Below are 21,689 nucleotides of genomic sequence, written 5' to 3'. Positions count from 1 at the left end.
ATTAACTTAGTTAAAATTATTTAGCTTTACGAGCTTCAATAACTGCGTCTGCAACGTTACGTGGAGCTTCGTTATATTTTAAGAATTCCATTGAGTAAGATGCACGACCTTGTGTTTGTGAACGAAGATCTGTTGCGTAACCAAATAGCTCTGATAGAGGAACTTGAGCTTTGATTTTCTTAGCCATAGGGATGTCTTCCATACCTTCAACTAAACCACGACGACGGTTTAAGTCACCGATTACATCACCCATGTACTCTTCTGGAGTTTCAACTTCAACTTTCATGATTGGCTCAAGAAGAACTGGTTGTGCTTTAGCAAAACCTTCTTTGAACGCCATAGAACCAGCTAATTTGAACGCCATTTCTGATGAGTCCACATCATGGTATGAACCATCATATAGAGTTACTTTAACGTCAACGATTGGGTAACCAGCTAATACACCGTTACCGATTTGTTCTTGTACACCTTTATCAACTGCTGGGATATATTCTTTAGGAACCACACCACCAACGATTGCGTTAACGAATTCGTAACCTTTGTTTTCTTCAAGTGGTTCGATACGTAAGAATACGTGACCATATTGACCACGACCACCTGATTGACGTACGAATTTACCTTCTTGTTCTACTGAACCACGAATTGTTTCACGGTAAGAAACTTGAGGTTTACCTACGTTAGCTTCAACTTTGAACTCACGACGCATACGGTCAACGATGATATCTAAGTGTAACTCACCCATACCAGCGATGATTGTTTCACCTGACTCTTCATCAGTGTATACACGGAATGAAGGGTCTTCTTGAGCTAGACGACCTAAAGCAAGACCCATTTTTTCTTGGTCTGATTTAGTTTTTGGTTCCACAGCAACGTTAATTACTGGCTCTGGGAATTCCATACGCTCAAGAATAATTGGCTTTTGCATATCACAGATAGTATCACCTGTTACAACATCTTTAAGACCAATTGCTGCCGCGATATCACCCGCACGTACTTCTTTAATTTCTTCACGTTTGTTAGCGTGCATTTGTACGATACGACCGATACGTTCACGTTTTTCTTTAACTGAGTTTAATACTGTATCACCTGAGTTTACCACACCTGAGTAAACACGGAAGAATGTTAAGTTACCAACGAATGGGTCAGTTGCGATTTTGAACGCTAATGCAGAGAATGGTTCATCATCAGAAGCGTGACGAACTTCTTCTTTACCATCTAATGTTTCACCTTTGATCGCAGGAACGTCAGTAGGTGCAGGTAAGAATTCTACAACTGCGTCAAGCATTGCTTGAACACCTTTGTTTTTGAACGCTGAACCACATGTCATTAGAATGATTTCATTAGCTAAAACGCGTTGACGAAGAGCTGATTTAATTTCTTCTTCAGTTAATTCTTCACCACCAAGGTATTTTTCCATTAACTCTTCAGAAGCTTCTGCAGCTGCTTCGATCATATTGCTATGCCACTCTTCAGCAACATCTTTTAAATCTTCTGGAATATCTTCAAGAGTATATGACATACCTTGATCTTCATCATTCCAGTTGATTGCTTTCATTTTGAATAGGTCGATAACACCTTTGAAGTTCTCTTCAGCACCTACTGGGATTTGAATTGGAACTGCGTTACCACCTAGACGGTTTTTAACTTGTTCAACTACACGGAAGAAGTTAGCACCTGTACGGTCCATTTTGTTAACGAACGCAATACGTGGTACGTGGTATTTGTTAGCTTGACGCCATACTGTTTCAGATTGAGGTTGAACACCACCCACAGCACAGTATACCATCACCGCACCGTCAAGAACACGCATTGAACGTTCAACTTCGATTGTGAAGTCAACGTGTCCTGGAGTATCGATGATGTTGATACGGTGTTTAGGGAATTGTTGGTTCATACCAGACCAGAAACAAGTTGTCGCAGCAGATGTAATTGTAATACCACGCTCTTGCTCTTGTTCCATCCAGTCCATTGTTGCTGCACCATCGTGAACTTCACCGATTTTGTGACTTACACCTGTGTAGAATAAAATACGTTCTGTAGTTGTTGTTTTACCTGCATCGATGTGAGCACTAATACCTATATTACGGTATAGTTCAATGGGAGTTGTTCTAGCCATTTTATCCTCGATAAAATAAAAAAGATGAAACTGCTTAATAATAATCTTTTAAAAAGCCCTATTAAGCAGCAAGTGAAAGATTAAGTATTTAAAAATACTACCAACGGAAGTGAGCGAATGCTTTGTTCGCTTCAGCCATACGATGAACGTCTTCACGTTTCTTAACCGCAGCACCTTTATTTTCTAAAGCGTCGATTAACTCGTTAGCTAAACGATCAGCCATAGTTTTATCGTTACGGTTTCTAGCAGCGTCTTTAATCCAACGCATTGCTAGTGTGTTACGACGTACTGGGCGAATTTCTACTGGAACTTGATAAGTAGAACCACCAACACGACGAGATTTAACTTCTACTGTTGGACGTACTTGTTCTAAAGAAGCTTCAAATGCTTCTAAAGGAGATTTTTGACTGTGTTGAGCTAATCTCTCTAACGCAGTGTATACAATTTTCTCAGCGATAGATTTTTTACCATCTACCATGATTACGTTAATGAATTTTGCTAATAATTCTGAACCAAATTTTGGATCTGGTAGAATTTTACGTTGACCAATTACGCGACGACGTGGCATGGTTTTATTTCTCCGTTTATATTCAGGTTAACCCAAAACTCATTAAAATTAAACATTCGATAATCTTAATGGAGCTTTGATTGAAATGTTAATATTAATTTTTTAATTTATGTTTGGCCTTACTTTACGGATGTCTATTAAGATTTAGGTCTCTTAACACCGTATTTAGAACGACCTTGTTTACGATCTTTTACGCCTGCACAGTCTAATGCACCACGTACTGTGTGGTAACGCACACCTGGTAAGTCTTTAACACGACCACCACGGATTAATACAACGCTGTGCTCTTGTAAGTTGTGACCTTCACCACCAATGTAAGAAGTCACTTCGTAACCATTAGTTAAACGAATACGACATACTTTACGTTGTGCTGAGTTAGGTTTTTTAGGTTTTGTTGTAGAAACACGAGTACATACACCACGTTTTTGCGGACAAGCTTCTAACGCTGGCACAGTACTTTTAACAACTTTTTTAACGCGTGGTTTACGCACTAATTGGTTGATAGTTGCCATATTTTTATGAGCTCCATTTAGATTGAAAATATTTATTGGATTTAACATCCAAAACAAACTGGGCATATTATACTACATTTTTATTCAAAATCATAATTTTTTTTATTTATTATTTTACTCTCTATGTTGTTATAATAGCCATTACCATTTAAAACTTTATTTTTCTATGCCAAAAGTTATATACACCAATGATTTAAACTATGATCTTACGCAAGTAAGCCTTAGTGATTTAAAAAACTGGCCAAATAGCAAACTTATTGAATATCACTTAGAAATAAATAAATTAACCCCTGAAGATTTAGATATAATCAGGTCGCCTAAATATTTAAAATTAGTAAAAAAACACCCTTATACTACTAATAAAGATTACGCTCGCAGTCTTTATCTATCCTTTATCAAAAGACTATTTATAATACCTACAGCCTTTACTTTTCTAGGCTTTTTATTTGGCTATTATTTTTATTTTCAAGTCAATGCTATTTTTTCGACTATCCAATATTTAGCTATTTTTTATATCCTTTTCTCGGCCGCTATCTATTTTTCTTCTATTTTTTCTTTACAAATAGTAACTGAGCAAATTTTTATAAATAAATTAAGTAAGTGTGGACGTCTACTCTTTCCTTACGAATTAACTCAAGGACTTACAGCAAAATTTACCTTTGCTTGGCTAATTATCCAAGTTTTAATTCAAATAACAGTATGGCTTATCACCACCACATAAAAAAAGCTGGAACATCCCAGCTTTTTTATGCTTTATAAACCCATTTATAACTATCCAATTTTTCTTGCAGTTGACTAGAGCTTAAATTCTCACGGGCAAATTCTATATTTTGGAATAAATCTAACTCACCTTCCTCTACTAAATCTAAGATCTTATTTAAAATAGAAGCATCAACAAAATCTTCAGAAACTACAAATTTTATTGGATTTTCATTTTCGTACTCATATGTAATTAAAAGCCATTGTGTGTATAAGGTTTTACATCTTTCAATTAAATGCGTAGTAAATTCTTTTTTCCTAAAATCTGCTGGTAAGTAGTTACCCCAAATATAATCATAAACTTCTTTATGATTCTCTTGCAATTTTTGCAACTTGCTAATATTAGTAATATCTATTAGATTTAAAAAGCCTTTATTTAAAAAGATTACTTCACAGTTATCCTCAAAAGAAAAGATAAAGCTTAGCATCATGTGCCCAGCCTGTCTTACATCGGAAGCATTATCTAAATAGAATTTATTTAATAAATATGCAGGTACTTTCATGTTACACCAGTATTTTATCTATATCATATTTTTCTAAGTTGAATAGATCATGCACCCCTATTTTATCTTCAGGCACAACCACCCATTCATTTGCATATCCCCACTCTAGTAAGCTTCGTGAGCAACATATTAGATCTATATTATGCTTTCTTATTAGCTCTTGAAACTTTAAGGCTACTAAACGAACATCGTGAGAAAACTCAAGTTGGTTTTGGTTTATTACTAAGGGTAAAGCAAGATTCTCAACAAAGACTAACACTTCCTTTTGCGGGTCTTTTTTATTCGCAATTAACTTTTGAATATATAACTCTAGGCGCAATAAGTTTTCTTGGATTTGCAAACTTAAAGCACTATGACGAAAAATAAATAATTTCATGGTTTAACTTAAAAGAAAAGGGAGCCTAAGCTCCCATAACTTAAAATTCACTAAGATTTATCTTTCTTAGTTGACTTTTTGGTTTTTGAAGTTTTAGAGCTTGGTGTTTCAGTATTTTCACTTGTCTCAGTAACTTCTGCTTTTGTTTTTCTACTACGTTTTTTTGGTTGTTCTTTGGTAGTAGGAGCTGACTCTTCTTTTGCTTTTGCTACTTTTTTGCTTTTCACTTCTACTGGAGCAACTTGTTCTTCAGAGACAGCTACTTTCTTTCTGCTCTTCTTAACTTTAGGTTGTTCTTCAGAAGCAACTACGCTTTCTTCTTTAACTTCAGAAGCTTTAGCTTTTTTCTTAGGTGCTTTTACTTCTGGAGCAGAAGTTTGCTCGGTAGCTTTAGCTTTTTTCGGAGTCGCTTTTTTAGGTTTAGCTTCAGGAGCAACTTCATTTGCTACAGCTTTAGTTTTTGCCTTTTTAGCTTTTGGCTTAGCTTCTTCGCTAGCTGGAGCGTCTTTCTCTGCCACTGTAGCTTTTTCTAAATCTTGCTCAGCTTTTGTAGGTTTAGCTTCAGGAGCTGGTTCATTTGCCACAGCTTTAGTTTTTGTCTTTTTAGCTTTTGGCTTAGTTTCTTTGCTCGCTGGCGCTTTTTTCTCAGCAGCTATAGCTCTTTCTAAATCTTGCTCAGCTTTTGTTGGTTTAGCTGGGCGTTTTTTATCACCGAAAACAATCTCTACAACTTCATCAATTGTTTCAACAGGATAGAACTGAAGCTCATCTTTAATGCTTTGTGGCACTTTATAAAGATCAGGCTCATTTGATTTAGGTAAAACTATGTGTTTAACTCCATTACGGTGTGCTGAGATAACTTTTTCTTTTACTCCACCAATGCGTAACACATCACCGTGTAAAGAAATTTCCCCAGTCATACCAATATCCATTGCAATTGGTTTACCAGTTAATGAAGAGATTAAACAAGTAGTAATCGCAGAACCAGCTGACGGACCGTCTTTACTAATCCCTGCATTAGGGAAGTGAACGTGGAAATCTTTTTTGCTATAGAAATCAGGATCTATACCAAATTGTTCTGCACGTTGACGAATTACGGTAATTGCAGCACGAATACTTTCTTTGATTTGATCACCTAAAGAACCAGTTGCAGAGATTTCTCCCTTACCATTTGGTGTTGCAGCTTCAATAGGTAATACATCACCACCAGCTTGTGTCCATGCTAAACCAGTAATTTGACCAACAAAAGACTTAGCTCTAAATTCAGTTTGTTCCATGTTAGATTCATTAACAACTGGACCTAACACTTTTTGCACTAAGCTTTCATCTACGTCAACCTTGCTGATTTTACTTTCAACAATTTGTTTAATCACGTATCTAATAATACGTTCCATACGACGTTCTAGAGAACGCACCCCAGGTTCATTAGTATAACCGTCAATAATGAAATTAATTACACTGTCTGGGAATGAAATTTCACCTTCTTTAATTGCATTACGTTTAAGAAGTTTTCTTAAAATATGTTGTTTTGCAATTTGGAATTTCTCATCACGTGTATAAGAACCTAAGTCTACAACTTCCATACGGTCTAATAACGCTTGTGGAATGTTGTAACTATTTGCTGTAGCAATGAATAAAACTTTTGATAAGTCGTAATCAATTTCAAGGTAGTTATCCACGAACTTGTTATTTTGCTCAGGATCTAATACCTCTAGTAATGCTGCAGCAGGATCTCCTCTATAGCTTTGTGATAATTTATCAATTTCATCTAATAAGAATAACGGGTTGTTTACTTCTACTTTAGATAAATGATTAATTACTTTACCAGGTTGTGAACCTATGTACGTTCTACGGTGACCACGGATTTCCGCTTCATCAGAAATACCACCTAGAGCCCAACGCGTATATTTACGTCCAGTAGCTTCAGCAATAGATTTACCTAATGAAGTTTTACCCACCCCTGGTGGACCAATTAAACATAAAACTGGAGATTTAGCTACATCAACACGTGATAATACAGCTAGGTACTCTAGCACACGTTCTTTAACATCATCTAGACCAAAGTGATCACGATCAAGTACTTCACGTGCTTTAGTTAAATCAATTTTATTTAATTTGCTACCACGATAAGGAACTTTCAGTAACCATTCAACATAATTTTGTTGCATGTAGTACTCTTGCGAACTACTTGGAATTGAAAGTAATCTATTGATCTCGGTAGTAATTTTCTTGTGAATTTCAGGTAATAAATCAGCTATATCTAATAATTCTAGCTGAGCTAAGAATCTATCTACATCAGACTCTTCAGAATCACCACCATCAGCATTTAACTCTTTACGTAAAGTACGAATTTGCTCATTTAAGTAGTACTTACGTTGTGAAGTTTCCATGTTTTTACGTACAGCTTCTTGTAGCTCTGCGTCGAAGCTATCACGTTTTAATAAAAACTCAAGATGAGCAATCAAGAATACATAACGGGCATATAAGGTTTTTTCTGCCACAAATGCATTGATAATACGACCTGTAAAGCCTAAACGCTGAAGAACAGAATATACTGTAGTTTGATATTGTACTTCAGGATCTGAATTTTCACTAAACTCTAATGCCGCAGAAGTACTGTCCGTTAAGCCTGCTCTTACTAAAGCAAATGCAGCTTGCTTTAATTTTTCTACAGCTTGCTCACGCGCTTTTGGACGCACTGGCTGACCAGTTAGATCTTCTTCAACTTCAGCTTGATCTTTACCTTGATTCTCTAAGTAGGCTTTAAAGTAATCAGTGTACTCATAATTTGCTGAAACTAAAGTAAACTCAAAAGCACCAGTTGCAGTTTCTGCAACAAAACTACTATAGCTTATACTTTTATAATTAATTGTAGTTTCAGCAATAAGCTGAACTTCAAAAGTATGAGCAACTACAGTTGTTTTATCGTTTTCATCAAATTCAGGTGTAATCTTAACAACTTTAGCTAAAAACGCAACATTAGTTAAGATAAATGGAAGAGAATTTATACTCGCCTGGATTTGTCCAAATTTAGTAGGGATATCAGATTTATCACCTACAACAAATAAAACTTCAAGGTTATGATCTGTTTGCCACGCTTTGAAAAAGTTTTCGGCTAATTCATTTGAACTTTCTAAACTAAAGCTTACTGCTTGTTGAGGGTGAGAATATAAATTTTCAAATAAATTTACTCCCGGAATAAAAATAACAGGAGAATTTGCAGAGTAATTATTCTTTATGGTCTGAACCATGAGTGCCTCTCTACTTGAAAGGGTAAGCGAAACCGCTTACTAAAGTGTTATTATTAATACTATTTTTTTCTAGTTCTATATTACCACAAAAACACTTTAAGTTAAGAATAATATAGACAACTTACTACTAGAGTAAGTCAAGCGACATACAAAAAAGAATAAAAAAGGTCTGCATTGGCAGACCTTTTTTCCTTAAAGCAAATTATAGGCTGTTACCTTTGTTATAACGAACTAAGTCAGTATAACCAAATGGTACTTCATTTACTTTAACTAAAGATTTGTATAATTGCGCAATTTTTTGTGCAACAATTTCAGCTCGTGCAGCTTGTAAGAAATTTTGGTTGTTATAAGCTTCACGACGGTATTGTTCAGGTTGCTCAAACATAATTGACACTTCTGCAATATATTCATCTAAATCTTCTTTAGATACTGAAATGCCGTATTCTTGGATATAACGACTTTGAACTAATTCAACTAATAGATTTTCTCTTTCTTCGTTAGTGATAATTTCTTTAGTTGATTCTTCTTTGTTTACTTCTTGAAGAGTTAACTCTACAATTTGATCACGAGTTAAGTTTTTACCTTTCGAAGAATTAATTACATATGCTTCGAAGCGACGGTAAACGTAAAACTCTAAAACATGTTCTGGTAAAGTTACGTCTGAATATAACTCAATTAGTTTTTCATGAACGCGTTTTAAGAAGTAGTTATAAGTGTTTGCTCTAATTTCGCGATCTAGATTTTTCTTAATTTCAGCTTTTAGATCTTCTAAAGTAGCTTTATCACTATTTAAGAATTCTTTAATGAATTTTTGATCAACTTCGCCTAAGTGACGTAATTTAACTGCGTTAACTTTTACTTTAACAGTGTATTCTTTAGCTTCAGTAAAGCTTAACTTAGTTTCAAATTCATCACCTGCTTTACGACCAACAAATTCACCTGAGAACTCAGAAGGGTATTGGTATGAACCTACTACTAAAGAGATATCACCTGTAAATGGTGCAAATTCAATACCATTTTCATCTGTAGTTGTAGCTGTGAATTCAACTAGGTCATCAACTTCAGCAGCTTTATCAGCTAATTCGTAAGTTGAACGTTGTGTACGTAAAGCTAAGATCATCTCTTCTACAGCTTTATCTTCGTCAACTACAGGGTAATCAACTGAAACTTCACTTAAGTCTTTAATTGCAATTTCAGGAGTAACTTCGAAACTTACAATATTTTCCAACTTACTACCATCGTCAACCCACTTAATATCGCGATTGAACACGATTAAGGTAGTTTCTTTTGTTTGTTCTGTATATTCTTCGAAACTTTTAGCTTCGAATTTTCTTAATACTTCAGCTGTAGCTTCTTGTCTGAAATAAGGTTCTGCAATATTAAATGGAACTTTACCTGGACGGAAACCTTGTAGTTTAAATGATTTAGACGCTACTAAATGATTTACTTGAGATTTATACTCAGCGTTAAATTTATTTACATCATAAGTAAATTTAACTTGTCTTACTAAACCATCTTTAGATAAAACTTCAAAACTCATTGAAAAATTCTCTCTAATTAAAAAATTAATATTAATAAATCTTTAGGCATATACGCCTATAGTAATTTTATTTCTCTATATAATTATAGAGACAATTATATATTTTGCAAACTTATTTGCTAAATTATACAATTTAATAAAATAAATAGTTACATAAATGCGATTATATCACTTTCGTAGGTAAAAATATATATTAGTTTTCGCTGTAGCTAAATAAGAATAATTTTTATTTCTGCCCTTAGCTTATGTATAATATACATTAGAAAAAATATTTTTGCTATGCTTTAAAAAAATGACAAACATTTTAGAAACAGATAATATTAATTTAACTACTTTTCGCGTCCCAGTTAAAGCTACTAGTATTTCCGAAGCCCGCTGGCCAAATGAATTTATCCGGGCATATCAAAGAACGCAAGAAAACCAACAAGAGTTAGTAATTCTCGGGCAAGGTAGTAATACCCTGTTTGTTGATGATTTTAACGGTGAAATCGTTGTAAATAAATATACAGGAATTAGTCTAACTTGCAATAAAGACAATTATATTTTAACCGTTAACTCTGGGGTTACAATTGACGAATTAATTCAATACTGTCATCGCTTTAAAATCTATGGCTTAGAAAATCTTGCTTCTATTCCCAGTTCTATAGGCACGGCAGCTATAGGTAATATCGGGGCATATGGCGTTGAATTTGAAAAATTCGTTGATCACGTTATTGTCCTTGATCTAAATACGGGAGAAAAATTTACTCTTAACCATCAACAATTAGAGTTTTCTTACCGTCATTCAATCTTAAAAACAAAATATCAACGTGGTTATGTAGTTCTCACTGTGGTGTTACATATTCCTCGCAAGTATACTCCTGTTTTAACCTATGCTCCTTTAAATAAATTAGACCCTGAAACAGTTACGGCAAAAGAAGTACTGGACTTAGTGGTAGAAACTCGAAAAAGTAAATTACCCGATTACAATCAACAAGGTAATGGGGGAAGCTTTTTTGTTAACCCAATAGTAAGCACTTCTGAATATGAAAATTTAAAAAATGAATTCAATGTTCCAGGGATAATTCTTAATGATCAACAAGTCAAACTAAGTGCTGGTTGGCTAATTGAACACGTAGGTTTAAAAGGCTATACTCAAGGCAATGCTCAAGTATCTCCTAAACATGCTTTAGTGCTAATTAACGCAAATAAAGCTCTTGGACAAGAGATAGCTAGACTTGCTTCATATGTTCGCACCGAGGTTTGGAAAAAATTTGGAGTTAATCTTGTCCCTGAAATTAGATTTATTTCTCACTCAGGTGAGGTTAACGCTACAGAATACTTACAAAAACTTGTATAATAAAAAGGCTTCAGGAACCCCTGAAGCTTTTTTAACAAATTAACCTCTATGTTTATTACTTGTTTTACTAGCTCGCTACAAAATCTTATGGCAGAAAAGTATATTCTTAATTTTACTTTTCTTAAGCTAGCCACTTATGCCCAACAAAATATTAGTTTTACTAATTTAGCAGAAGTTAAAAAGCAAATTCTTGTTGATTTAGAAGAAGAAAAAAATCAATTTGCTAACTACTTGCAAATTTCAGATCTCGAGATTATTAATAGAATTATTTTCCAACTCGAGAGCTGTCCTAAATATGATCAATATTTCAATGATTATATAGTCCCTGGTGATATAAACACTATCGCTGAGGTAGAAGATTTAAACTTAGCTGGCAAGAAAATTGCTCAAGAAAATGTAAAAGCTGTTAATAGTTATAATCTCCCTTACCTAAATAACGTTAGTTCCCCTTATACGTTCTGGACAAATAAGATATATTGTAGTAAAATTTTACTAGGTAAATTTGATTTAGATTATCTTAAACAATTAAATAATTTAAACGAAAATTTAACCCCGAATTCATACCGTCTAATTTTCTTTGCGTTACCTTCAACCAATTTATATATTGAAGAGTATTTGCACACCGAGCAAGGGAATCCGAGACATCTTATCATCATCGCTATGTATCAATATCGTGGGATAGGGAGAAATAATAAAAACTGGCTTTCATTAGCTTTTGCTGATTTAGCTTGTAGTATTATTATCCCTAAAACAGATGTTGCACCTAGTTTGGTTAATACTTTTGCCCTCCATATTGCTAATTGCCTTCATACTGCCCTTGCAGCTTTTCTTAGAAAAATCCAATTTTGGAATAAAGTTGAAGGTGAATTAGAAATAAAATGGCCTAATGATATTTATTTAAATAATCAAAAACTGTCTGGTATATTAATTACTTTAAAAAGTAATAATTTTATTATTGGCTTTGGAATAAATTTCCTTGCCAAAAATAAAAACGTTAAACAAAGTATTGATCAAGCAACAAACTCTATATTAACATCACTTAATAGTGAGGTTATTTCAATCCCCGAAATTGTTACGAATTTACAAGTCCTTAGTTTAAGTTGCTATAAGAAAATTGCAACTAATTTAACTCAGGTTAGTTTTGATAAGAATTACTTTGCAAAACATAGTTATTTTAAACCAAAGGAAAAACTCTTGTTAACGGAAAATAACTCAAGTCGCATTGTAAGCTTTATTGAAGTTGATCAACAAGGTTATTTGCAGTTAGAAGAAGAAAACGGCAACATATCTCAGTACATAGTTCCAAATGTACAAATAAAAAAACTAAGACAATAATAATGCGAGGTACCTAGTTCTAGGTACCTCTTCTTTTTTGTCTTTATTTTTTGAGGTAAAAAAAGTAAGACTTTGTAAGCCTTACTTTGATATTAGCTAAATTAATTGCAGTTATAAAAAGTAAATGGCAACATATTCCATCATATAGTTGCAAATGTACAAATTAAAAGGATCAGGCAATGCTAAGGCAATAATACAAGGACCTAGTTATAAACTCCTCTTCTTTTTTTTGTCTTTACTTTTTTTTTGAGACAAAAAAAAGTAAGGCTTTGTAAGCCTTACTTTTGATGTTAGCTAAAAAGATGTCGAAATTAAAGAGAGACATCTTTAAAAAAGAATGGTGCCGTTTATCGGAATCGAACTGATGACCTACTGATTACAAGTCAGTTGCTCTACCTACTGAGCTAAAACGGCATAAGAAAAAAGAATGGTGCCGTCTATCGGAATCGAACTGATGACCTACTGATTACAAGTCAGTTGCTCTACCTACTGAGCTAAGACGGCATAAGGAAAAAATGGTGGAGAGGGAAGGATTCGAACCTTCGAAGACTGAGTCAGCGGATTTACAATCCGATCCCTTTGGCCACTCGGGAACCTCTCCAAGATAATGGTGCCGTCTATCGGAATCGAACTGATGACCTACTGATTACAAGTCAGTTGCTCTACCTACTGAGCTAAGACGGCATATCTTTTAAGTGGTGCTGATAGCGGGAATTGAACCCGCGACCTCACCCTTACCAAGGGTGTGCTCTACCATCTGAGCTATATCAACACATTTTACAATCAAAAAAAATGGAGCAGGCAGCGGGAATCGAACCCGCATCATCAGCTTGGAAGGCTGAGGTAATAGCCATTATACGATGCCTGCTTAAATAGGATGGTGGAGAGGGAAGGATTCGAACCTTCGAAGACTGAGTCAGCGGATTTACAATCCGATCCCTTTGGCCACTCGGGAACCTCTCCACATTATTAAATCTTGCTGCAGTTAGAAAGTTTTATTTCTTTTTTTTCTTTTCTTTCTTAACTCAACGAAGACTATTATAGACCAGCTAAGTTCTTAATGCAAGAGGTTTTTGAAAAAAATAATTAACTTTTTCCTTAATTCTTTGTTTTTTCGATACCATTTTTTGTCATTTTTTCTTAAATAAAATAGCCAATTTCTCGCTTTAAACGCAAAAAATACTATTTTTTTCTTAAATAAATTTATTATTTTATTTTTTATCTTTGGTATACGTGATAAAATAGACGCGTTTTTTAAATTTATATTCTATTTTTATACGTCCAATTCGATTGGACCATTTGTATGAACACTCATTTTCACAGTTTTTTAAATAAAGAATTCATTAATTTGGATCAAACGCAATGGTCTGAATTAAAAAATGATGTAAATCTACAAATTTCTCCTGCGCAAATCGAACCCTTATTAGGTTTTAATGAAAAATTGTTAAATACCCAACAGCTTGAAGATTCATACGCACCTTTAGTGCGTTTATTAGATTTACAAATCCAAGCATTTCAACAGCAAAGAAATGTTTTACCAGAATTTTTAAATCAGGCTTCAGTTATGCCACCTTTTATTATAGGTGTAACTGGATCAGTATCTGTAGGCAAAAGCACCTTCTCTCGTATCTTAAAAAGAGTACTAGAGGTCTACTATCCTGGTTTTACCGTACAGATTTTAAATACAGATGGCTTTATCTATCCTCTTTCTTATTTACAAGAAAATAACTTATTAGCAAGAAAAGGATTCCCTGAAAGTTATGATGTAGAACACTTAGTTAATATTTTATCTTTAATTAAGTCTAATCAAAAAGCACAAGCACCTGTATATAACCACATCACTTATGACCGTGACTCTACGCTTTTAGACATTAATCAGCCTAATATTCTTATTCTAGAAGGCTTAAATGTTCTGCAATTAAATGAGCGCGAAAACACTTTAAAATCACCTCTTGATTTTATTGATTTTGCTATTTATTTAGATGCTTCTAATGAACTTCTCGAAAAATGGTATATAAAGCGATTTAAAAGCTTTAGAAATAATTCATTTAAAAACGAAAAGTCCTATTTTAAGCGTTATGCCGATTTAAGTGATGAAGAAGCAGAGAACAAAGCTAAGCAAATTTGGCACTCAATTAATGCCAAAAACTATGTAGAAAACGTAGAACCAACTAAAAGTAGAGCTAACCTCATAATTACTAAAGGCAGTAATCATGAATTTATTAGTTTTGCATTAAGATAATTATGGCTATTAGCATTTTTACTCAAGTTATTAAATCTAGCGATTTTAGCCAATTTTGGCAAGAACTACAGGAAAAATTTGTTGGTTTACCTGATTACAGTTCCCTACCTCGGACTACTTTAGGGAGACCATATTTAGCAAAACATTATCCTTATGGTAAACAATGGTTAATAGATTTTAATATTTCTAATAGCTCATCTTATACTTTTATTGGCTTAGTTATTAGTGATAGTTTTTTACCCTATAGAGAACAAGTATTTTATATTGGCGTAGACCTAGAAAAAGATTTTACTCTATCAGAAAAAGCCTTTACACGTCGTATACTAAGCCCTCTTAATAAAGCTGACTATATTGATTCTCCACATGCACGGGCTTTAGAATGGGTTAGTAAAGAGGCCATAATAAAAAGTTTTTCTCTGAGTATATTCTCAGGCAATAAAATCTCTTTCCATAAGGATTACATTGCTTTAAACGATTCTATGTTTAATCTCCAAAGTGAGGATAATTTTCTCTTAACCCTAAGCAATTGGCAAGGTTTTATTCTTGGACTTTGCCTAATTAATCTACCTAGCTTTCCAACATCTATATCCTTCAATCAAGATCCTTTAGCTATAATGCCTAACACTACTCACTATCAAGGCATTTACAAGGATTCGGCTCCTCTTCTTTTTTCAAGAATAAAAAAAGCAACCTAAGCGTATAGCTAGGTTGCTTTTTTATTATTGCTTAACCACCGAAGTCATCTAAAAGAATATTATCTTTTTCAACCCCAAGGTTAATTAACATATCGATAACAGCTTTGGTCATCATTGGCGGTCCACACATGTAGTATTCACAATCTTCTGGAGCTTCATGATCTTTAAGATAGTTTTCATAAAGCACATTGTGAATAAATCCAGTATAGCCAGTCCAATTATCCTCTGGTTGTGGATCAGATAAAGCTACATACCAATTAAAGTTTTCATTCTCTTTTGCTAGATCATCAAAATCTTGCACGTAGAACATTTCTCTTAGAGAACGAGCACCGTACCAGTATGACATTTTACGTTTTGTATGCACACGTTTTAATTGATCAAAAATTTGTGAACGTAAAGGAGCCATACCAGCACCACCACCCACAAATACCATTTCTGCATTAGTCTCTTTAACAAAGAAGTGACCAAATGGACCTGAAATAGTAACCTTGTCTCCTTTTTTCAGAGACCAGATATATGAAGACATTTTACCTGGTGGTAAAGAGAGGTCTTTAGGTGGAGGAGTTGCAATACGTACATTTAGTTTGATAATTCCTTTTTCTCCAGGGTAGTTAGCCATAGAGTAAGCACGAGTAATATGCTCATCTACAGTTGATACACAGCTAAAGAAATTGAATCTGTCCCAATCAGCACGGTATTTTTCTGGAATATCAAAATCAGCATATTTTACTGTATGTGGATCTGCTTCAATTTGAATATAACCACCTGCACGGAAAGGTACTTCTTCACCTTCAGGAATTTTAAGAACTAATTCTTTAATGAAAGTAGCAACGTTATCATTTGAAATAACTTCACACTCCCATTTTTTCACGCCAAAGATTTCTTGTGGTAACTCTAAGTCTAAGTCATTTTTTACGTTAACTTGACATGCAAGACGATACCCTTCTTTAGCTTGTAATTTAGAAATGTGAGCTTCTTCAGTTGGTAATAATTCCCCACCACCTGATTTTATGATAACTTTACATTGGCCACATGAGCCGCCACCACCACATGCACTTGATACGAAAATACCATGAGAAGCTAAAGCTCCTAATAATTTACCCCCACGTGATACTTGTTTATCTAAGGAAGGATCATTATTAATATGAAGTGTTACATCTCCTTGTTGTACTAAGTATTTTTGTGCAATTAGGATTAGAGCCACTAAGAATAAGGAAATTAAAGTAAGAACTATAATTCCTAATAAAATGATATTACTAGCCATTTGTTCCCTCTCCTAACTACAGTTTAATACCAGAGAAGATCATGAATGATAAGGCCATAATACCTGCGGTAATGAAGATAATCCCAATTCCACGTAAACCGATTGGAATATCACTATACTTCATTTTTCCACGTAAGCCCGCAAGTAGTACGATCGCTAACATCCAGCCTAAACCAGAACCTAAACTAAATACAACACTTTCTGCAAAGTCATAGCTTCTTTGCACCATGAATTGTACACCACCGAAAATCGCACAGTGAACGGCAATTAATGGAAGGTATACCCCTAAAGCATTATAAAGTGAAGGTAAGAACTTATCTAATACTAATTCAAGAATTTGTACTAGGGCAGCAATAATACCGATAAATACGATATAGCTAATAAAACTTAAGTCTACGCCTTCAATTAGTGCACTAGGACGTAGAATGTAGTAATAAACTAAGTAAGAACTAGGAACCGCAAGAACAAGAACTACAGTTACTGCAATACCTAGACTAACTGATGTAGATACTTTCTTAGATACGGCTAAAAAGGTACACATACCTAGAAAGAAGGTTAACGCCATGTTTTGAATAAAAATGGAGTTAACAAATAGCGATAAGTAATGAGATAACATGCATTCTCCTATTCTTCACGTAAACTTGGGTTAAGTTGACGCGCTAGCCAAATTAATAAACCAATAATAAAGAATGCAGAAGGTGCTAATAATAGTAAACCGTTAGGTACATACCAACCCCCGTTATTAACTGTTTGGAGGAGAGTAAAACCAAAGATACTACCAGAACCAAGGAACTCACGTACAGTCGCTACAATAACTAAGATTACTGCATAACCTAAACCGTTAGCTAAACCATCAACAAATGAAGCAACTGGTGGTTCTTTCATAGCAAAGGCTTCTGCCCTTCCCATCACAATACAGTTAGTGATAATTAGACTCACGTAAACTGATAATTGTTTTGATAGGTCGTAGGCATATGCACGTAGAATCTGATCTACAAGAATTACGAACGTAGCGATAATTACTAACTGAATAATAATACGCACGTTATTTGGAATATAGTTTCTTAACAGTGAAATAAAATAACTTGAAAACGCAGTTACTAAGGCTACCGAGATACCCATGATAAATGCAGTTTGTAGTTGCACTGTTACCGCTAACGCAGAACAAATACCAAGTACTTGAATAGCAATTGGGTTGTCATTCACAAACGGCGTGAGAAACACTTCTTTTAAATTAGGTTTATTATTGTCCGCCATTTAGATTTACCTCCCCTGTTCTAACTTTTTCAAGGAATTTAGCGTAACCGTAATCACTTAACCAGAAATGTAATTGAGCAGCAACCCCATTAGATGTTAAAGTTGCACCAGTTAATGCGTTAACTTGGTAATCTTGCTCAGCAGGTGAAATGATTTTCACTAGGTTAATCTTAGGATCAGAAGGATTACCATTATTACCGTTTAGATCATAGATTTTCTTCCCTACAAACTGAGCGGTAAATCTTGGGTTATCAACCTCACCACCTAAACCAGGAGTTTCCCCGTGCTGGTAATAGGTAATTCCTGTAATTGTATTGGCATCCTTAGCATCAACGGCTAAAAAACCGTACATTACCGACCATAGACCATTACCATAGAAAGGTAAGATAATCTTGTCGATAGCACCTGTTTGCTCATTTTTTACAAGATAGATTTTTAAAACATTAGCAACTTTATTATTTTTTAAGCCCGCAATATTTGCTGAAGCTGGAATATCACCAACATAACTATCAAATTTTGATAACACTAATAAATTATCATAATCTGCTTTTACATCTTCAGGTGGATTAATAAAGTTACCTGTTAATCTGTCAACATATCTCACATCAATATCTTTAGTGAAAATTTGTTGAAGAGTAGGTTCGGTAAATTCAATATCACTTACTTTTAAAACAAAGCGTTGTGTATTGGCAGCAATTTGTTCATTTTGTTTATTTGCTAAACCCGTTGCAGCGGCTGCTACTATAAACGCACAAACAATTGATACTAAAGCAACAAACCCAGAAACGTATAAAGTTGAGTTTTTATTTAATGCCATATTATCTTGCTCTCCTACGTTTAATACTGCGTTGAACTACAATATAGTCAATTATAGGTGCAAATAAGTTTGCAAATAGAATTGCTAACATCATACCTTCAGGGAATGCAGGGTTAACTACACGAATTAACACAACAAACACCCCGATTAGGAAGCCGTACCACCATTTACCTTTTTCTGTAAATGAAGCTGACACTGGATCTGTTGCCATGAATAGTGTACCTATCATCCAACCACCAAGTACCATATGCCACCAGAAAGGTAAACCGAATAACTCTGGGTTTGAAGTATATGGAGCAATTGCATTAAAGAATAAGCTCATTACAATTGTACCAACGCTTACCCCTACGACAATACGCCAAGAAGCAATTCTTGCAAATAGAAGTACTAAACCACCAATAATAAGTGCTAGTTTAGATACTTCACCTATTGTTCCAGGCATGTAACCAATAAAGGCATCAAACCAAGTTAAACTCTTACCAAGTACTTCTTGAGCTTGTTCAACTGCTAATTGACCAAGTGGAGTAGCACCAGAGAAGGCATCTACATTTGACGCACCTGTATCACGAATTGCACTGAGAACATTTGAGGTCGAAGCCGTATACCAAACGCTATCACCTGTAATTTGTGATGGGTAAGAGAAGAAGATAAATGCACGACCCGCTAACGCCGGGTTTACAAGGTTTTTACCTGTACCACCGAAAATTTCTTTAGCAATAACTACCCCGAAGGTAATACCTAGAGCTGCTTGCCAAAGAGGAATTGTTGGTGGAAGAATTAACGAGAATAAAATAGATGTAACGAAGAAACCTTCATTTACTTCATGTTTACGAATTGAAGCAAATAAAACTTCCCAGAAACCACCTACCGCAAACACTGTTATATAAACAGGAACCCAGAATGAGAAACCAATTAGCATTTTACTGAACCAGCCTGCAGTAGCTGGATCAAAATTTGCGCCAAAGAAAGCAGCTAATTGATAATGCCAATCAGAACTAATAATCTCGCCTAGGTGTTCAGTTGTCACTCCTGCAAGGGCAAAAGATTCTAAAGTTAGGTTACCAACATTCCATGCCCCGAAAAACGCAGCAGGGAATAGAGCTAACCAAACAGTGGTCATAATACGTTTTAAGTCAATTACATCACGAACGTGAATACGACCTGAAGTTACACTTTTTGGAGTATAGAAAATTGTATATACCGCTTCAAAAAGGGCATACCATTTTTCATATTTACCACCAGGGAGAAAAGAAGGTTCTAATTTATCAAATAACTTTTTTAAGCCCATAGAATTTACTATCCCTCTTTCTCAATTTTATTTAAAGCTTGTCGTAAATATAAAGCATAGTCATATTTACCTTGACAAACGAAAGAACATAATGCTATATCTTCTTCAGCTAGTTCTAGAACCCCTAGATCTTGAGCTGAATCCGTATCACCAGAAATAATATCTCTTAATAATAAAGTTGGATAAATATCTAGTGGCATAACTCTTTCATATAAACCAATTGGTACCATTCCACGACTAGAACCATTTGTACTTGTAGTTAATGGTAGGTCTTTTTTACCAAAGAAGTTTAAACGAGATAGAGAGAATTTTTTCGGTTGCGGAGCAAACCAGCCAATAAACTCTTGCTTATAACCTTCTTCAAGAACAGTTAATTGTAAATCATACTGTCCAAGGTAACCAAACACATCAGCAGCTTTAACTCCATCTAATGCAGAACCGGAAACAATACGATTTGTACCTTCTTTTAATTTATTAAATGTAACATCTAATACTGAAGCGCCATAAGGAACTCTATATAAAGTTGGTGCATTAACTTGAGGACCGCTTAATGCAATAACTTTTGTCCCATCTAAATAACCATTAGCAAAAAGTTTACCAATAGATATTACATCTTGATAATTTAGGTGGTAAGCCACTTTTGTTAAAGACACAGGCGATAAAAAGTGAATATGTGTCCCTACTAATCCAGCTGGGTGTACCCCTTTAAATTGTTCGTATGTAAAACCTGGAACTTTATTGAGGCTAAAGTTAGGTCCACCTACAACAAATTTATTTGGTACTTGAGCAAAAATCTCAGCTAATACTTCTAAACCAAAATTGAAGTATTTTGCTTGATCTTTTAAAACTACATCTGGATCTGCATGACCAGGGTTAGTATCATGAGCATTCACAAAAAGTGCATTAGGTGTAAAGTCTGGATCAGCTAAGTTATTAAACGGACGAGTTCTTAAACTTACCCATAAACCTGATTTTAGTAATTGCTCTTTTAACTCTTCAGATTTACCTTTTAATTGCTCTGAAGTATAACTAGTGAAGCTAACTCCATTATCATCTGAATTTTTATCGACATCAATCACTAGGGATTGAAATACACGACGTTCTCCACGATTAATTACTTTTACTGTACCATTAACAGGTGACGTAAATGCAATAGAAGGATATTTTTTATCAGTTAAAATAACTTCACCTTTTTTTACATGGTCACCTTCACGTACCTTTACTGTAGGTTTTAAATTGTTAAATGATGAACCTACAACTGCAACTTCATTAACCGTAACATCATTATGAATTACTTGATCTGGATTTCCTGCTAGTGGTAAATCCAAACCTTTTTTAATAGTAATCATAGTTACCCTCACTTAATAAACAGATCTGTTGCTAAAATCTGCTTAACATTTTCTACTCTATTTTTTTATTTACTTTTAACAGCTATGCAAATATTAGTTAAAAGTAATTTATCGTAATTTTTTTCATTAAATCACGCACTTTTATTATACAACATCAACGGCAAAATCATATATCAGCCCCCGAAACGGGCAAGGAAAATCCTTGGTAAATGTTAATTGTTCACAGCTTCAAAAATGAATAAAATTAAGTCCTACTTTCTCTTAAATGCGTCTTAAAAAAGATTACAGCATTTATATAGAAAATATCCATAATAATCAATAACTTAACTTTACATACTGTTAGTTTTTGTATAATATTGCTAATACTATATAATTTGCTTTTTGTCAATAAAGAAAAAATCTAATTTTTTCTCAAAATTTTTTCAAAAAAAATATGCTAATTTTTAAAACTATTTTACTAGTTTTAAAAATTAGCATA

Annotated in this window: 18 protein-coding genes and 7 tRNA genes; 5 read left to right on the top strand and 20 right to left on the bottom strand. The window is 34.3% G+C overall.

Going from position 1 to position 21,689, the window contains the following annotated elements:
• Positions 1-16: 16 nt before the first annotated feature.
• From fusA to rpsL, 3 genes are all read right to left on the bottom strand, one after another.
• The gene (gene fusA / locus CJP74_RS02775) at positions 17-2,116 is read right to left on the bottom strand and encodes an elongation factor G (protein ID WP_119496749.1); all 2,100 of its coding nucleotides are present in this window, start codon (positions 2,114-2,116) and stop codon (positions 17-19) included.
• Positions 2,117-2,213: 97 nt separating this feature from the next.
• Positions 2,214-2,684, bottom strand: a complete 471-nt coding sequence (rpsG, locus tag CJP74_RS02770) for a 30S ribosomal protein S7 (protein ID WP_119496748.1) — start codon at positions 2,682-2,684, stop codon at positions 2,214-2,216.
• Between the two features lie 137 nt (positions 2,685-2,821).
• A complete protein-coding gene (rpsL, locus tag CJP74_RS02765; RefSeq protein WP_119496747.1) occupies positions 2,822-3,196 on the bottom strand; it encodes a 30S ribosomal protein S12 in 375 nt (124 codons plus the stop codon).
• A 166-nt stretch (positions 3,197-3,362) separates the two neighbouring features.
• Between rpsL and CJP74_RS02760 the strand changes: the two genes are divergently transcribed.
• Positions 3,363-3,917: a hypothetical protein gene (locus CJP74_RS02760; RefSeq protein WP_119496746.1), complete on the top strand. Its 555-nt coding sequence runs from the start codon at positions 3,363-3,365 to the stop codon at positions 3,915-3,917.
• 25 nt (positions 3,918-3,942) lie between these two features.
• Here the strand turns inward: CJP74_RS02760 and CJP74_RS02755 are convergent, their stop codons facing one another.
• From CJP74_RS02755 to tig, 4 genes are all read right to left on the bottom strand, one after another.
• Positions 3,943-4,458: a hypothetical protein gene (locus CJP74_RS02755; protein ID WP_119496745.1), complete on the bottom strand. Its 516-nt coding sequence runs from the start codon at positions 4,456-4,458 to the stop codon at positions 3,943-3,945.
• A 1-nt stretch (position 4,459) separates the two neighbouring features.
• Complete coding sequence (locus tag CJP74_RS02750; protein WP_119496744.1) at positions 4,460-4,834, bottom strand: hypothetical protein; 375 nt, start codon at positions 4,832-4,834, stop codon at positions 4,460-4,462.
• Positions 4,835-4,884: 50 nt separating this feature from the next.
• On the bottom strand, positions 4,885-8,085 hold the full coding sequence (gene lon, locus CJP74_RS02745; RefSeq protein WP_119496743.1) for an endopeptidase La: 3,201 nt from the start codon (positions 8,083-8,085) through the stop codon (positions 4,885-4,887).
• Positions 8,086-8,287: 202 nt separating this feature from the next.
• Positions 8,288-9,625 carry a trigger factor gene (gene tig / locus CJP74_RS02740; protein ID WP_119496742.1) on the bottom strand — a complete coding sequence of 446 codons (1,338 nt, stop codon included), beginning with the start codon at positions 9,623-9,625 and terminating at the stop codon, positions 8,288-8,290.
• 292 nt (positions 9,626-9,917) lie between these two features.
• Here tig and murB point away from each other — a divergent pair, with 292 nt between their 5' ends.
• Both murB and CJP74_RS02730 read left to right on the top strand, forming a co-directional pair.
• A complete protein-coding gene (gene murB / locus CJP74_RS02735; protein WP_119496741.1) occupies positions 9,918-10,964 on the top strand; it encodes a UDP-N-acetylmuramate dehydrogenase in 1,047 nt (348 codons plus the stop codon).
• A gap of 87 nt (positions 10,965-11,051) precedes the next feature.
• A complete protein-coding gene (locus tag CJP74_RS02730; RefSeq protein ID WP_222986862.1) occupies positions 11,052-12,299 on the top strand; it encodes a biotin--[acetyl-CoA-carboxylase] ligase in 1,248 nt (415 codons plus the stop codon).
• Positions 12,300-12,637: 338 nt separating this feature from the next.
• On the opposite strand, the gene CJP74_RS02725 is transcribed toward CJP74_RS02730, so the two are convergent.
• The 7 genes from CJP74_RS02725 to CJP74_RS02695 all read right to left on the bottom strand — a co-directional run bounded on the left by CJP74_RS02725 (position 12,638) and on the right by CJP74_RS02695 (position 13,262).
• Positions 12,638-12,713 (bottom strand) — tRNA-Thr (locus CJP74_RS02725).
• A 14-nt stretch (positions 12,714-12,727) separates the two neighbouring features.
• Positions 12,728-12,803, bottom strand: a tRNA-Thr gene (locus tag CJP74_RS02720).
• 12 nt (positions 12,804-12,815) lie between these two features.
• Positions 12,816-12,900: transfer RNA gene (locus CJP74_RS02715), tRNA-Tyr, on the bottom strand.
• Between the two features lie 7 nt (positions 12,901-12,907).
• Positions 12,908-12,983: transfer RNA gene (locus CJP74_RS02710), tRNA-Thr, on the bottom strand.
• Positions 12,984-12,995: 12 nt separating this feature from the next.
• Positions 12,996-13,071 (bottom strand) — tRNA-Thr (locus CJP74_RS02705).
• 21 nt (positions 13,072-13,092) lie between these two features.
• Positions 13,093-13,167: transfer RNA gene (locus tag CJP74_RS02700), tRNA-Gly, on the bottom strand.
• Positions 13,168-13,177: 10 nt separating this feature from the next.
• Positions 13,178-13,262, bottom strand: a tRNA-Tyr gene (locus tag CJP74_RS02695).
• Positions 13,263-13,602: 340 nt separating this feature from the next.
• Between CJP74_RS02695 and coaA the strand changes: the two genes are divergently transcribed.
• Together coaA and CJP74_RS02685 are read left to right on the top strand one after the other, a co-directional pair.
• Positions 13,603-14,541 (top strand): type I pantothenate kinase, encoded by a 939-nt coding sequence (coaA, locus tag CJP74_RS02690; protein ID WP_119496739.1) that lies wholly within the window; start codon positions 13,603-13,605, stop codon positions 14,539-14,541.
• Positions 14,542-14,543: 2 nt separating this feature from the next.
• Positions 14,544-15,236 carry a 4'-phosphopantetheinyl transferase family protein gene (locus CJP74_RS02685; protein WP_119496738.1) on the top strand — a complete coding sequence of 231 codons (693 nt, stop codon included), beginning with the start codon at positions 14,544-14,546 and terminating at the stop codon, positions 15,234-15,236.
• 31 nt (positions 15,237-15,267) lie between these two features.
• Here the strand turns inward: CJP74_RS02685 and nqrF are convergent, their stop codons facing one another.
• Genes nqrF through CJP74_RS02655 form a run of 6 tightly spaced genes read right to left on the bottom strand, consistent with a single transcriptional unit; the run spans position 15,268 to position 21,211 of the window.
• Positions 15,268-16,500 (bottom strand): NADH:ubiquinone reductase (Na(+)-transporting) subunit F, encoded by a 1,233-nt coding sequence (nqrF, locus tag CJP74_RS02680; RefSeq protein ID WP_119496737.1) that lies wholly within the window; start codon positions 16,498-16,500, stop codon positions 15,268-15,270.
• 16 nt (positions 16,501-16,516) lie between these two features.
• Complete coding sequence (gene nqrE / locus CJP74_RS02675) at positions 16,517-17,116, bottom strand: NADH:ubiquinone reductase (Na(+)-transporting) subunit E (protein ID WP_119496736.1); 600 nt, start codon at positions 17,114-17,116, stop codon at positions 16,517-16,519.
• 8 nt (positions 17,117-17,124) lie between these two features.
• Positions 17,125-17,757: an NADH:ubiquinone reductase (Na(+)-transporting) subunit D gene (locus tag CJP74_RS02670; protein WP_119496735.1), complete on the bottom strand. Its 633-nt coding sequence runs from the start codon at positions 17,755-17,757 to the stop codon at positions 17,125-17,127.
• Positions 17,744-18,574, bottom strand: coding sequence for an NADH:ubiquinone reductase (Na(+)-transporting) subunit C (gene nqrC / locus CJP74_RS02665; RefSeq protein WP_119496734.1), 831 nt, complete (start codon positions 18,572-18,574; stop codon positions 17,744-17,746). Before nqrC ends, CJP74_RS02670 begins: the two co-directional genes overlap by 14 nt.
• A gap of 1 nt (position 18,575) precedes the next feature.
• Positions 18,576-19,862: an NADH:ubiquinone reductase (Na(+)-transporting) subunit B gene (locus CJP74_RS02660; RefSeq protein WP_119496733.1), complete on the bottom strand. Its 1,287-nt coding sequence runs from the start codon at positions 19,860-19,862 to the stop codon at positions 18,576-18,578.
• Positions 19,863-19,870: 8 nt separating this feature from the next.
• Positions 19,871-21,211, bottom strand: coding sequence for a Na(+)-translocating NADH-quinone reductase subunit A (locus CJP74_RS02655; protein WP_119496732.1), 1,341 nt, complete (start codon positions 21,209-21,211; stop codon positions 19,871-19,873).
• Between the last annotated feature and the right edge of the window lie 478 nt (positions 21,212-21,689).

Origin of the sequence: Psittacicella melopsittaci (assembly GCF_003585925.1) — a bacterium.
Taxonomy (GTDB): Bacteria; Pseudomonadota; Gammaproteobacteria; order Enterobacterales; family Psittacicellaceae; genus Psittacicella; species Psittacicella melopsittaci.
Note: the sequence above shows the minus strand (reverse complement) of the source record. Positions and strands in the feature narration are given on the sequence as shown.